This window comes from Micromonospora inaquosa, assembly GCF_003857055.1.
Taxonomy (GTDB): Bacteria; Actinomycetota; Actinomycetes; order Mycobacteriales; family Micromonosporaceae; genus Micromonospora; species Micromonospora inaquosa.
Genome location: NZ_QGSZ01000182.1, coordinates 19727 through 32967 on the forward strand (window position 1 = coordinate 19727; position 13241 = coordinate 32967).

10 protein-coding genes are annotated in these 13241 nt (G+C 65.5%); 2 read left to right on the forward strand and 8 right to left on the reverse strand.

The features are described 5' to 3' along the window. Positions 1–95 precede the first annotated feature (95 nt). On the reverse strand, positions 96–461 hold the full coding sequence (locus DLJ59_RS11055) for a hypothetical protein (protein WP_124772412.1): 366 nt from the start codon (positions 459–461) through the stop codon (positions 96–98). Positions 462–632: 171 nt separating this feature from the next. Between DLJ59_RS11055 and DLJ59_RS11060 the strand changes: the two genes are divergently transcribed. Together DLJ59_RS11060 and DLJ59_RS11065 are read left to right on the forward strand one after the other, a co-directional pair. Continuing rightward, positions 633–1388 (forward strand): transposase, encoded by a 756-nt coding sequence (locus tag DLJ59_RS11060; RefSeq protein ID WP_124772413.1) that lies wholly within the window; start codon positions 633–635, stop codon positions 1386–1388. A gap of 36 nt (positions 1389–1424) precedes the next feature. Further along, a complete protein-coding gene (locus DLJ59_RS11065) occupies positions 1425–2003 on the forward strand; it encodes a hypothetical protein (protein WP_124772414.1) in 579 nt (192 codons plus the stop codon). A gap of 129 nt (positions 2004–2132) precedes the next feature. Here the strand turns inward: DLJ59_RS11065 and DLJ59_RS11070 are convergent, their stop codons facing one another. The 7 genes from DLJ59_RS11070 to DLJ59_RS11100 all read right to left on the reverse strand — a co-directional run bounded on the left by DLJ59_RS11070 (position 2133) and on the right by DLJ59_RS11100 (position 13053). Further along, on the reverse strand, positions 2133–2762 hold the full coding sequence (locus DLJ59_RS11070) for an ATP-binding cassette domain-containing protein (protein ID WP_124772415.1): 630 nt from the start codon (positions 2760–2762) through the stop codon (positions 2133–2135). A gap of 17 nt (positions 2763–2779) precedes the next feature. After that, positions 2780–4846 carry a bacteriocin-associated integral membrane family protein gene (locus tag DLJ59_RS11075; protein ID WP_124772416.1) on the reverse strand — a complete coding sequence of 689 codons (2067 nt, stop codon included), beginning with the start codon at positions 4844–4846 and terminating at the stop codon, positions 2780–2782. Between the two features lie 119 nt (positions 4847–4965). Further along, a complete protein-coding gene (locus DLJ59_RS11080; protein WP_482805356.1) occupies positions 4966–6222 on the reverse strand; it encodes an ISAs1 family transposase in 1257 nt (418 codons plus the stop codon). A gap of 469 nt (positions 6223–6691) precedes the next feature. Further along, positions 6692–8161 (reverse strand): hypothetical protein, encoded by a 1470-nt coding sequence (locus DLJ59_RS11085; RefSeq protein WP_124772417.1) that lies wholly within the window; start codon positions 8159–8161, stop codon positions 6692–6694. Between the two features lie 129 nt (positions 8162–8290). After that, on the reverse strand, positions 8291–8779 hold the full coding sequence (locus tag DLJ59_RS11090) for a hypothetical protein (RefSeq protein WP_124772418.1): 489 nt from the start codon (positions 8777–8779) through the stop codon (positions 8291–8293). Positions 8780–9065: 286 nt separating this feature from the next. Beyond that, positions 9066–11762: an N-6 DNA methylase gene (locus DLJ59_RS11095; protein ID WP_124772419.1), complete on the reverse strand. Its 2697-nt coding sequence runs from the start codon at positions 11760–11762 to the stop codon at positions 9066–9068. A 535-nt stretch (positions 11763–12297) separates the two neighbouring features. Next, positions 12298–13053, reverse strand: a complete 756-nt coding sequence (locus DLJ59_RS11100; RefSeq protein ID WP_124772420.1) for a formylglycine-generating enzyme family protein — start codon at positions 13051–13053, stop codon at positions 12298–12300. Positions 13054–13241: the final 188 nt, after the last annotated feature.

Here is a 13241-nt window from a genome sequence, read left to right on the forward strand (position 1 = left end):
GATGACGGACATCCTCCCGGAGCCACCGGCTCCTGATCGCGAATGTCCGCCAATGCGGGTCAGGCGCACCAGCTCCATCAAAAGGACGAGAGGGCTTACTTCTCGTTGGTTGGCTGCGGCACATCCGGACTGCCGGCCGACTTATTCACGCTGCGCCTCGCCCGCACGACCGCCAGCGTCAGGTAGTTGGAGTTACGCCAACGCCCGATCGACCAGTATGCAACAGCCGCACCCGCTATAAGCGAGATGAGGGCCGATAGCCACAGCGGCACGTCTGCTAAGCAGGCGATGACCATGCTCACAGAAAACGCGGCCACCCCCGCGAGACCTGCTCCCGCTGGCACTTTTACATAGAATTCCGGTGCAGACGCGGCGAGAGAGAACAGCACGCTACCGGCGATCAGTGCGATGCCGGTGAAGATGATCACTAAGACGGCGTTTGGGATCTCGGCAGTTCCCATAACAAACGTATCCTCCTCAAAGCTGACCCCTATGGACCCTCCACATGCGCGTGCTCGCCTTCGCGCTAGCCCAAGCGCCGGGGTTCGTGGTCTCTAGTGATCATCTGACTGCCTGTCGCATAAGCTGTCAAGCCCCGCGCCTCACACCAAGGCCTAGTACTCCATCCGGGGATGTTGACCTCGGCTGAGCTGCGGTTCGACGCGGTGCGGGAACGAGGGCAGCCGCCGTCGATCATTTCTGGTCGCGTGGACTGTCCGAGATGCAGCGGTGGCTGCCGGATAGAGGGTAGACGCCCAGCGGCGGCAGGTGTTGTTCGACGAGCTGATGTTGACGGTCGGGCGGCGTTTCCGCAGGCCCGAGCCGCGTCGTCGGGTGCGCGACTTCGTCCGAGGGCTGTAGGCGCCGCGACACCGCGGAAGAACTGCTGGACGATCGCTGAGCACGTCGGGGACGCCGGACCGGACGGGATGCAGGACTTGCTGACCCGGGTGACGTGGGCCGACGCCGAAATTCGTGCCGATGTCCGCGCGTTCGTCGGTGAGCATCTCGGTGATGTCGAGGTCGTTCTGGTCATCGACGAGTCGGGCGATCTGAAGAAGGGCCAGCACACCGTCGGGGTGCAGCGGCAGTACCCCGGCACGGCCGGGAAGATCGAGAGCCGTCAGCTCGCCGTGCACCGGGTCTATGCCACCGAGGCTGGGCACGCGACGCTCGACACGGCCCTTGCCTGCCGAAGTCATGGTGCGACGACTCTGATCGCCGCGTCGAGGCCGGTGTCCCTGAGCAGGTGCGATCGCGACGAAACCGCAGCTGGGGACCCGCATGATCGCCGCCGCCGTCACCGGCAGGCTGCCCTGCGGTGGGCGACCGGCGACGAGGCCTACGGCAGCGATCCGCGGCTGGCCGCCCGGCTGCGTCAGCTGTGACTGGACTACGTTCTGGCCCTGGCCTGCTCCCATCAGGTGATCACCGGTCTCGGCGTCTACCGCGTCGACGCCCTCGCCGCCGAGCTCCCCATCACCGCCTGGCAGCGAATATCCGCCGGTCGAGGCGCGAAGGGCCGCCGCTACTACGACTGGTGCTTCGGGCCCCTGCCCCACGCCACTGACGCCCACGGCGGACACCACTGGCTGCTGATCCGCCGTAACCGCCGCACCGGTGAACTGGCTACTACCGCTGCTGACCACCTCAGGTCGTCCCGCTGCGCACTCGCGTCGCGTTCGCTGGGAGATCAAGGAATCGTTCCACGCCGCGAAACCGGCCTCGGCCTCGACCAGCACCAACAGCTCCGCTGGCCCTCCTGGAACACCGTGGCGATCCTCGCCCACGCGACCGCCGAGCACCGCAACTGCTACCAGCCGATCGGGTCTGCTCCCTGGAGCCCCCTGACCGTCAACGAGCTCCGCCACCTGTTCCACGTTCTGATCATCGAACCATCCGCCGACTCTGGGACCCGCTGCCTCTGGTCCATCCGCCGACGCCGCCATCAAGCCAGAGCCATGAACAGTCACTACACCCCACAAGCCCTCATGGAGCCGTGATCACGATCCCCGGCTGGAGTACTAGCATGATCGTTTTAACAGGCAGGCCGGCGTCGCAACGCACGCCCGATTACGCTTTATCTCTCGTACGGCCGTGACTAAAATGCTCGGACGCGTTGGAGTCACTCGTCAGCCTAGGGCCAGCGCGGAGTCGCAACTCTGCTCTACTTCCTTACTGTGGGTTGCGATGATAACGGTGCACCCGCTCTCCGCTTGTTCGCGAAGGACCTCAATAACCATGCCGGCGTTGGCGCTGTCTAGCGCGCCCGTTGGCTCGTCCGCCAGAGCCAGTGTCGACTTCTTCACGATCAGGCGGGCTAGAGCGACTCGTTGTTGCTCACCGCCACTGAGCCGATAAACCATTTCCTTGCCACGGTTGCCGAGCCCGACACGATCGAGAGCGGCCTCGATGGCGTGGCGGTTGAGGGTGCGGCCACGACGGCCGCCCACGGCGACCTGAAGGTTGAAATTGACCGTAGCGTTCTCGATGAGGGCGTAGTTTTGAAACAAGTAGCCGAGGGTATCACGGCGAAAGCGCCGTTGAGCGGGCGCCCGAAGTTTCGTGACATTCGTACCATCGACGATGATCTCGCCCGACGACGCGCGCTCCAGAACTCCCATGCAGTTGAGGAGAGTGGATTTGCCTGATCCACTGGGCCCCACAAGCGCCAGCATCTCTCCTTTATTGACTGTGAAGTTCACATCCGACCACAGCGTTCGCTCGCCGAAAGACTTGGCAAGGCCAACTACGGAAATCATGTTACCTTTCCTCACTCCTACGAAAGGGTCGCCATGTGGGCTTTGACAAACTTGGCATTAGCTCTGAGCAGGCTCACCACAATAAGTGCCAGGCTCAGGGACGCCACGGCAATGGATAGAACCGTCTCCCAGCTTCCCAGGATCTGCACGTCGGGAGGGGGCGGAGGCGCTCCCGGCTGCTCGTACATCTCCTTGACGACGAGCGTTCGGTGCCAAGTCCAGAGCACCAGTACCAGTGCCAGGGCGCTCTCGCCGACGAGAATCCATGTGTGAGTTCGCAGAAATGACCATCCGGCGATGTATTTCACGAACAGCGTTTGGGCCTGGCGTCGACAGTAAGCGATGGATACCGCCATCGCCGTGCCGAGTAGGACTGCGATTGCGGCGACAAGGTTGGAAACTTGAAGGCCGAACTCGCGCTTGACGTCCCGGTACTTATCAGCAGCATCCTCGGCAAAGGGACTGAATCCCAGCACGTACGGACCAATGCCCTCGTCGGTGAGATCCCTAACCGCCTTGTCCGGATCCTCGACTAAGACCTCGCCTCGGCTGGCCGCGCTCATGTACTCGCTGTCGGCGATAACCCCTGAAGAGGCGCCAGTCACTACGACCAAAATCGGGTCTGTGATTAGCGTGTCGTGTTCGCCAGAAGACCTGGCGTACGGTAGCAGCGACTGTTCGTCCCTAAGGAGATCTACTTTGACCGAGGGTGTCTCACCGGCGGTTTTGCTGGTTCGCATGGAAGCCGCCCAATTGCTGACCGCGATCGCAATGTCCGGCGATTCGGTCGCGAGCCGCTGCGGCACCAGTATCCGTATAGTGTCTCCGCTATCGGGCATCACCCTTGACCCCGTCGAGTCAAGAATTTCGTGCTTCAGCAAATACTTGTTGTTGACCACAATGGTGTCTCGCCTAGCGGGGCCCGAGATTTTCGATTGTTCCGCGGGAAAGTGCCAGGCAAGCGAGACTTCGTTTCGGGAGTCAGCCTCGCGAATCCACCGACCGATGCCGTGTTCGATGGCGATTTCTTGTTCCCTGTTGAGGGGCGCGCCGCTCAGGCGCAAGAAATAGGCGTCGCCCATCTTGGCCCACACGTCACTTCTGGCCCGATGTTCGGAGAGCGCCAACCCGGTCCCAATGGTGGCGGCCGCGACGGACAAAATCAGGGCTACGCTCGCGATTCGCAGTATGTATCCGCCGGTGATTGCCCAGCCTGCGGTCAACTCGCCCTTGATTGCATCCTGTATGAGAGCTCGGTGGGCAAATGCGAGAGTAACGACGTGGGTGCCCAGAGCTGGCAGCAAGTAGAAGGCCATGAACGACGCGGCGATGAGAGCATAGGTGCTGATCTGGTTTAGCCCGTTGTACGCGTACAGGCATACCATGGTCCCGGCGGTAACAACGAGGGCAGCTATCGCGCCAAAAGCCGCGAGTTGTCTCAGGTCTCGCCCTAGGATCGTGTAGAACGGCTGACCTTGAAGGCGTTGCACGCCATACGACTTTGCGTTGAGGACGACAGCGGTTGCAACAGTCAAGATCACAATGAGACTTACCAGGATGAAGCAAAGAATCACTGGCCCGTGACCGAAATACTCAAGTGTGTTACGGGAGAACAACGGCTCAACTCGGCCCTCATAGCCTAGCGAGTTGAACTCGGCCAACAGATCCGCCGCGTCCCGCTCCGAGCCATACACATAATACTGGCCATTCGGGCCGGCGCTCATGATTTCACGGTAAGGCTTTAGGTCAACCTTGGCCTCGCGGCTGAAAGCGGGGTAGCCGTGGATCAGCCATCGCGTAGACTCGGCGTTCTGACTCCCAACCGCTAGGTAGATGCGGCCTCGGCTTTGGTCACGTGGGTCAAAATACTGACGCCCGACATTTATTTGTCGATCGGCGGCGAATGCCTCGATCATTGCGGCGACACGCGCACTCTCGGCAGCTCTCGGCGACTCGTCTACCGAGATGGCGAACGAGCGTCCAGCCATCGTGTCTTCATCAAAGTTCCTGAAAACTATAAAGGCCATCACCGCTGAGGCGATCATTGCCAAGACGTACGCAAATTTGAGGCCCTTGTGCAACATCGGTGACCTGCCCTGACCCTAGTGGGATTGGCTAGCGAGCGTGTGGGTGGCGGTAATCCCGCCACCCACACTAGTTGCTCCTGGAGATCAATCGCCGCAGGCGGTCAGCAGTGCCAGGGTCATTGCGTAGTTGTATAGCTGCTGGTCACCGCGTCGATGAGGTCGTTTGAGCGTCGGTTGGCGCGGCGGGTGGCTCGGGCGATGTTGGCCTCGCCGTTGCTGCGGTGGTAGTTGATCGCGGCGTGGCGTAACACCGAGGCGACGGCCGGGCCGGTGCCGGTTCGGGCCTGATGGGCGTCCTCACGGAACGTGACATCGAGGACCCAGTGGAGCCTGTTTTCGATGTGCCACTCGGATCGCGCCCATGCGCCGAGGTCGACTGGTTGGGCGTCCTCGGCGGGTAGCGACACGGTCAGGTAGGCCATCTCGCGGGTCGTCTTGCCTTTGACGGTGCGGGTCCGGGTGATTCGTACGGCCTGCTCGGCGTGTGGGAACCCCAGGCCACCGGGGGTGGCCACGGTGACCGCTTTGACGGTGCGGGTCTCCCGGCGGCCGTGGCCGGTGTCGGTGCGGCGGTCCCCGACTGGCACCTGCGCCCAGGGAAGGCTCTTGAGCTGGGCGAACACGGTCGGCTGGTTGGCCTTGACCGCGACCATCAGGTATGCCCCACGGGAGGCGACTTCGCGGGCGTGAGCGGTCTGGGCGTGCAGGGCGTCCGCGACGAACACGATTGCCTCCAGCGAGCCCAGCTGAGCCGCGACCAGGTCCAACAGCGGCGTGAACGCCGGTATCTCGTTGGATTTCACGGCGATCTGCACGTAGGCGAGCACCGTGCCGGTGCTGGTGTCGAACGCCGACAACAGGTGCACCTGCCGCCCGTCGGGCAGCTTCGCGCCCCGCAGGACTTTCCCGTCGATCGCGATCACCCGCCGCCAGCGGCGTCCCGACACGGGCACGGACGCCGTGCGTGCCCGCACCCAACGGGTCACCACCACCGACAATTCCGTGTCATCGACCCTGGTCAGCAGCCGCCACAGCGTCGACGGGACCGGCAGTTTGCCGGTGAACCCGAGCTTGACCCACGCGGGTGGGTCCAGGTCACGGACCCAGTCGGCCATCGCGGCGAAGGTGCACGCGCCAGCCATCACCGCGCACACGGCGGTGGCGAGCATGCTCGCCAAGGGGTACCGGATCCCGCGCGGGTCCCGGGGATCGGCAACCACGGCCAAGGCCGCCAGCAACCCCTGTCGTTCACAGTCAGTCACGGCTGTCGGTGATGTGGTGCCGGTGGGCCGGGGCCCCGCGATCGCGGCGATCGGCGATGATGACATGAGCGGGTGCGGCCCTTCGGAGTCGTGTTGTCTCAGCAACTCCATGATCACCGATGTTGGTCGCACCCGCCCCAAACGGCCGCACAGCCCGCACCATCACCCACATACGCCCAGGTCAACAGCCCCGCCGCCGACTACGCAATGACCCTGCCGGGACGTAGCCGACACTGTCCGGGCGAGACGAGGCGAGTCGCGACGGGTAGGCGCACGCTGTTTTTGGTGACGGGACGTCCCGATGGTGGGGAGCGGGGCGCGGTGTGACCCAGCACTGTCATGTCTGCCGGCCCCCGTTTACCCCCCGAAAACCTCCGTCTGCCGTTGACAATCAGTGACAAGAGGCGATCAGTGTTCGATCGTGTCTGTGCAGCTCAACGCCTATTTCTGGCAATCAATGACAAGCTCGATTTGATTACGGATGGTAACAAGGGGTTTTGACAAGCAATGACAAGCCTTGAACGAGGCTCGACAGAGGTTCTCGTGGGTTCAAATCGCCTCGGTCCGCCGAGCTGTCCGGTCAGACGCCTGCGAGGGTGAGTAGCCGATCCATTTCGGATACCGGCAGTGCCGGTGCCGCAGCGGCCGCGTGCGCTACCTGATCGTGCGGATCCGCGAGTAGGGCGCGACGCACGTGGACCGGTAGGTTCGGATGCCCGGCGACTGCGTGGCGAACCACGCTCTCGGTGTCGGTGGCCAGACGCTCGGCCAGCTCGACGGGCAGGTCCAGATCTCGGGGTGCCAGGCATCGCATCCGTGGATCCGGATCGGTGGCCAGCCGGCGCAGGGTCTGTGGCGGGAAGGTGAACTCATCGGCCGGCCGACAGTTCGTCTTCTTGTCCGGCCCGAACTCACGGTCGATGCGTTCGGCTGTGGCTGGATCAACCAGGTGTGGGGCGTGTGTGGCCATGGTCGTACGTACGCCATTGTCGTCGTCGTTGAGTAACCGGATGACGGCTTCGGCTGGCAGCGCCCGGCTGCGTGCCGCGGAGCGACGGAAGCAGATGTACGGCGAGAACAGGTACGGCAGCGGGTTGGCGGTGACCCAGTCGAGGCGCAGGTTCCGCAGCTCGCTGACGGCCATTTGGTCTTCGACCTGTTGCAGCAGTGGGTCGTCGTCGAGTTCGTCGTTGAGTAGGTCGGTCAGTGGGCGCTCGCCCTGCTGGATGTCTTCATAGATGCGGTGGCGCGTCGGCTCGGGCGTGTCCCGGCGACCGAAGACTCCCACGCGCACGTTCGCGCTGGGATCTCCGGCAAGTAGATCCCGCACCGCTGGGGGGAGCCGCGGGTGTTCGGCGACCTGCCGGCGAACCTGGTAGTCGGGGTCATCGGCCAGCCGTGCGGCCAGTTCCGGGGTCAGGAGCGCGTGGCGTACGGCTCCGGTGCGGGTAACCGGGTCGGCGAGCAGTCCCGTCACGAGGTCGGGGGGCGGCACTGGATGCGGCCGTCGCGCGTAGTAGGTCGAGCAGGCAGCCACGCGAACCTCGTCGACGGGGTCGGCGAGTAGGACCCGCCGGACCGCCTCGGGTGCCTGCGTCCACCACCGTGCGAGCGTGGCCCGTACCTTCGGGTCAGGGTCCCTGGCGAGGCGGGCGAGCAGATCGGCCGGTACGTCGTCGTGTTCGGCGAGGTACTCCCGCACCCGTGTGTCCGGATCATCAATGAGTCGCTCGTATAGCTCGCGGGGTGTGTCATGGGCGTGAGCGGCCAGGGCAGCCCGGACGGCGGGATCTGCGTGGGCGGCCAATCGCATCCGGACGGCGTTCGGCAATTGAGGATTGAGTGCGAGCGAGTGCAGCAGCCAGTGATGACCCGAGGCAAGGATCTCCTCGATCAGGTCCAGGGTCAGGTCGGGCCGTGTGGCGACGTGACCGAAGCCGCGTCGGTAGCGCACCAACCGGCGGACCAAGCCGGCCGGCAGCGCCGGGTTCTCGGCAAGGCCGTCCAGTACCTTCGACAGATGGACCGGCGTCGGCGCGTCATCAACCACGAGCCGCCCCTCCCCGAATCCGTTGCGCTCCAGGAGTCTCGCATGTTCATCGCAGGCGGTACCGCCCCGGTTTGATTGGCCAGCGCGGAAGTTGGGTAGACGGGGCCCGTACTCCATCGACTCGCCTGATCAGTCCGCTATCCAGTGCCACAGCGGCTCTCCACCGTCCGCGGACAGCGTGATAAATGCGGCCAGCCGGTAGGAGAATGGGGGTGCCACAAAACCGCGTAGTTTCTCCAAGTCATGTTCGCGACCGCGCGCACCGTCCTTTTTGACCTCGACCACAAGCAGGTTGTGTTCAGCCGATGAGCCCGATCGGCGGTGAAGGATCAGGTCGGGATAGACGTCATTCTCGTCATGCCCATCGAGTCCGCGGAGCCGCTTCTTCAGCCACTCGACATCCCCGGGATGCCATCTGTCGTACTCGACGTCCACCGACCACCCCGCCGAGTTCGCATCGCACGCCCATGCCTCGACGCGGGTGGCCAGGCGCCGGGCGATGTGGAAGACGACCGACCGCTCGTGGGCCCGCTCCTGAAATAGCTGACGTTCACCCTCGTAGGCGTCCTCAACAGCAGATTGCAGCCAGGAACGCACGCGGGCCTCATCGGGTTGCATCCAACGCTCCCAGCTTGTCCTAGACGCGCGCATAGAGGCGATGTCGTAAGGGGTTAACAGGATCTCGGGCCGGAGTGTACTGACGGAGGCTCAGTTCCGGCTGCACACAGCCGCCCCCGGCCTGCCGTCGGCGTTCGTCCGGTGGGAGGGTGGCGGGACGCCGGGATTCGCCGAGTGCCAGGATGCGGCGTTCGCCCAGGGGGTGGCCGACGTCGAGGAACGGCGGTAGCCGAGCGTTCTGTCGCTGCTCGCGCACCGGGTCCGTGCGACCCCAGACTGCCGCTGTTCAGGTCAGCTGGCGGTCGATCTCGTGGTCGCGGCCGCTGCGCAGGGTGGCGGTGTACCGGTGGACCTCATTGATGACGAAGAACTCCCACTGGCGGCACTTCGGGCACAGTTCGGCGCCAGCGGTCGGCCACAGTTCGATCGCCGCTGCGTTGGAGGGGCCGTTGACGTAGACGCGGTGCGGGGTGACCGGGCCGGAGACCAGGCGATCGAACGGCTCCCAGTCGGGGTGGCTGCCGCGCAGCCGCCGGCCGATCAGGCGAAAGCCGGTGCCGGTGTACTCGCAGCGGTCGACCAGGTCGTACTGAAGTTGGGCGAGCCAGCTGGCGGACTCGAGGATGAGCTGGACGACCGGCTCGATCTGGGCGATCTCCTCCTCCAACTCGTGCGCCGGCTGGACACCGAAGGAATGCCCCGAGTCGTTGCGGAACTTGAGGGCCTGGGTGAGCAGGGTGTGGGTGCCGTTCTCGTCGAGGATGCTGTCGAGTTCGGGGAGCTCGGGCACCGAACCGGCCGTGCGCAAGTCCTTGATCATCCAGTTCCAGGTGCCCCAGGTGGCGCTGCGCTCGAACTTGCGGCGCAGCTCGGCCGACATCCGGTTGTCGTTGCGGCCGACCAGCACGGCAAGAGCAAGACCACCGATCGTACGGGCGACCGACTCGCCCAACTTGAGCAGCGCTTCCTTGCTCTGGGCGGGTGAGGCGGCGATCCGATAGTGGCGAGCCAGGGCGGCGATGGGGAACGGGTACGCAAACTCGGCGCGCCAGAACGGATCCTCCAGCGGTTGCAGCAGCTCCGTGGTGAGGGCCGCCTCGGCGAGCGAGACGCTGACCGCGCGCCGGGTCTTGGCCAGGTCTGCGCGGGTCCCCTCGAACACGTTGGGCAGGATGCCGGCGGTGATCCGAGCGAGGTCAGCGCGGGACCGGCGGAGGTCCTCAAGGTGGTCGCTGAACGTCTCGTCGTTGAGGATCTCTGCTGGCACCGGCAGATCGGTGAGTGGGTGGAGGCGGTGGTCGTACCCGGCGTTATGTGGGGCGTTGAGGAACTCGCACAGCGCGCGGCCGGTGCGGCGAAGCGGCCGGAGTACGGACATACGGGTGAAGGCCTCGCCGAACCCGGGTGGCAGCAGGTGCCAGTCGCCGGGGCTGCCGACGACGTCACCGGCGGCGCACGGGGTGAGCGCCGATTTGGTCACGACGGTATCGAGATCAGCGGCGGAGAGGTCGGGCCGGTCGAGATTCTCGGCGGTGAGCAGCGGCCCGTCGGTACCGGCGGGATGGATGGGCTTCATGACCTGGGCGACCGAGGAGAGCGGCGCGAAGCCGTCGCCGAGCGCGATGGAGAAGAAGGCGAACGGGCGGATCTCGTAGCCGACGCGGGTGACGTCACCGACGACCCGTTCGTAGCGGAAGTCGGCGACCGGCACGACTTTGGCGACGTCGGGCGCGCTGGTGTCGGTCGCGGTGGCCGACCGCCGGATTGCGGTGATCTCGGAGATCTGCTCGGTCGTCAGATATCTGCTCTTGTCGGCGATCGAGCGGCGCATCGCCGCGAAGTGCCGGCGGCAGTCCATCAAGATGACGTTGCCGGCGCGGCTGGGCTCCTTGCGATTGGTCAAAACCCAAATGTACGTAGGGATGCGTGTGTTGTAGAGGAGCCGCTCAGGCAGGGCCACCACGGTTTCGAGAAGGTCGTTATCGAGGATCCAACGGCGGATCTCGGACTCGCCGCTGCCAGGTGTCCCCTTGAACAGGGGGCTGCTGTTGAAGTGGACGGCGAGGCGGCTGCCGCCGTCTTCCGGCGGGCGCATCTTGGCCAGCATGTGTTGGAGGAAGAGTAGCGAGGAGTCGTTGATGGGCGGCAGGCCGGCGCCGAAGCGACCGGCGTCGCCGAGCGCGGCCTCCTTCTTGACCTCCCCCTGGACCTTCTTCCACTCCAGGCCGAAGGGCGGGGCAGCAACCATGTAGTCGAAGGTGGCGTCGGGATGGGCGTCGTTGCTGAGGGTGTCGCCCTGGGCGATGCCGCCGGGGTCGAGCCCGTGCATCAGCAGGGTGGCAGAGGTCAGCGCGGACGACGCGTGGTTGAGATCCTGGCCGAACAACTTTACTGGGCTCAGCTGACCGGCGGCGGCCCAGAGCGCCATGAGGGAGCCGCCAGCTCCGCAGACCGGGTCGTAGACGCGGATCGGAGCGGTGCGGCGAGCCAGTCGAGCGGCGTCGGGCGCAACGATCATCATGGCGAGCAGGGCGGTCACATCCGGCGGGGTGAAGTGCTCTCCGGCGAAGCCTGCCGTGGTCTCGGCGGAACGGCGGACCAGCGCGTCGAAGACCGAGCCCATCTCGGCATCGGAAACGGCCTGCTCGCTGAGGTTGAGCGCGGCGAACCGAGCGATCACCAGGGTCAGGAGACCGGCCTCGGCGAGTTGCGAGGCGATGGCGTGCAAGTCGAGCCGGGCCAGCAGGTCGGCTAGCTCCGCCGGGGCGTGGTCGTGCATGGCGCGGAGGGCTTCAAGTGGGTCGGTGCCGGCGTGCGCCCGGAAGACGAGGCTCTGGCCGTCGAGCAGATTGCGGCACTCAAGGCGGCGGAGCACGGTGAAGGGAAGGAGAACCGAACCATACTCACTCGCGCGGAAGGGGCCTCGCAGAAGGTCGGCCGTGGACCAGATGAGGCTGGCCAGATCCTGCGAGCTGTCTCTCACTGCCGCACTCCATGGTGGCTGGTGTCAGCGTGGATCGCTGGACTTGTCCGCCATTCTTACCACCGGGATCCGACACTTCCGCTGGCGGAGTCTCACGCAGGCTTCCACTGAGGATCGCTGCCGATGAGCCGAGCAGCTGCACTATCTATCGCCTCACCGCTGAAGTGGTGGCGAGGACGCCATGTCCGCTGATACGGGTGAATTTGGCGAACGGCGAGTTCCTTCCGGGCCAGTTCCCGGGAACCGTGCCGGACAGCAGCTTGGCCTGGCCGCTGCCGGTGCGGTTGACCCGGAGCGGGGCGTTGCCGACCCTCCGTCAGCGGCCAGTCGATTAGCGCCTCGATGTCGGCCTCGGTGACGTCCTGGCTCGGCGTCTCGCCGAGGCAGGCCCGCACGGGTAGGTGTCGGCCGGGCTACGGTGCTGCTGGGGACCAAGCGGTCCTACGGGCGGTGAGGCCGACGGGCGACGCCGCAGCCCTGTTCGGCTACCGTCGGTCTGCTTGCCGGTTCGAGATGCGATCCGCTTGGACGACCCTCACTGAGGTGGCAGTGGTGCGGCTGGGCGTACCGCCGTGAAGTCGGCGTGTTCGTATCGGGTGGCGGACAGCAGCAGCAGCCACTCGTCACAGCCCTGCCACGGGTACAGGTCGGCGGCTCCGCCGCGTACGGTCCGGGGTCCGTCTCCCGTCCGTGGTCGCGCGTCTGACGGTGCGCCGTCGAACCCGGGGATCCACACGTCCGCGCAGAGCTCGTTCGCCGAGCCCATCGCCGAGAGCCCGAACGCGTTCTCGCTGGCGGCCGTCCGCGTCTCGTCGCCGAAGTCGTCGAGGAGCTGGTCCTCGTCGGGTTTCCCGTCACCGTGGAAGGTCAGCGTGGCGGTGCCGGCCCGGGCCGCGTATTCCCACTGCGCCTCGCTGGGCAGATGGAACGGCAACAGCTTGAGCAGGTTCTCCAGGTCGCCTTCGAGTCGGGCCGTGCCGGTGTCCGCCTCGGCGTAGTCGTCTTCGTACTCCGGCAGCCAGTGCTGGACCTGCGCCACGGTCAGCGGGTGCCGGGCGAGCAGGAAGGGCTCGACCCGCACATCGCGTACCGGCTGTGCGTCCCCGGCACTCGCGAGGAACGGGTCGATGGTGTCCTCGACACCGCCGCTGCGCTCGATGGCCCGTACCGCGCCGAGCTCCGCCTCGGACAGCCCCATCCGGAACGTGCCGCCCGGAACCTTCCGAAACACGACTCCCGACGGGATGTGCCGCCATGCCGGGCGCCCGGCCACGATCTCCTCGGTCCACATGGCGGCGAACGCTAGCAGCCAAGCCGTCCGGTGGTCTCTCCCGATGCCCCGCAGCTTGCGCACAGATCAACGGCCTGTCGAAGCTTCAGGCCGAAAGCGGGCAGCTCCATTGAAATTGGCCTGGCAGCGTCGCCCGGCGACCAACTCGCTGGCGGACGCACACATCGCACCAACAACTCACCCCCCGT

Coding starts and splice junctions, on each gene's coding strand:
- DLJ59_RS11055 (WP_124772412.1), bottom strand. CDS start 461: ATGGGAACTGCCGAGATCCCAAACGCCGTCTTAGTGATCATCTTCACC.
- DLJ59_RS11060 (WP_124772413.1), top strand. CDS start 633: ATGTTGACCTCGGCTGAGCTGCGGTTCGACGCGGTGCGGGAACGAGGG.
- DLJ59_RS11070 (WP_124772415.1), bottom strand. CDS start 2,762: ATGATTTCCGTAGTTGGCCTTGCCAAGTCTTTCGGCGAGCGAACGCTG.
- DLJ59_RS11075 (WP_124772416.1), bottom strand. CDS start 4,846: ATGTTGCACAAGGGCCTCAAATTTGCGTACGTCTTGGCAATGATCGCC.
- DLJ59_RS11080 (WP_482805356.1), bottom strand. CDS start 6,222: ATGGAGTTGCTGAGACAACACGACTCCGAAGGGCCGCACCCGCTCATG.
- DLJ59_RS11090 (WP_124772418.1), bottom strand. CDS start 8,779: ATGCAACCCGATGAGGCCCGCGTGCGTTCCTGGCTGCAATCTGCTGTT.
- DLJ59_RS11100 (WP_124772420.1), bottom strand. CDS start 13,053: ATGTGGACCGAGGAGATCGTGGCCGGGCGCCCGGCATGGCGGCACATC.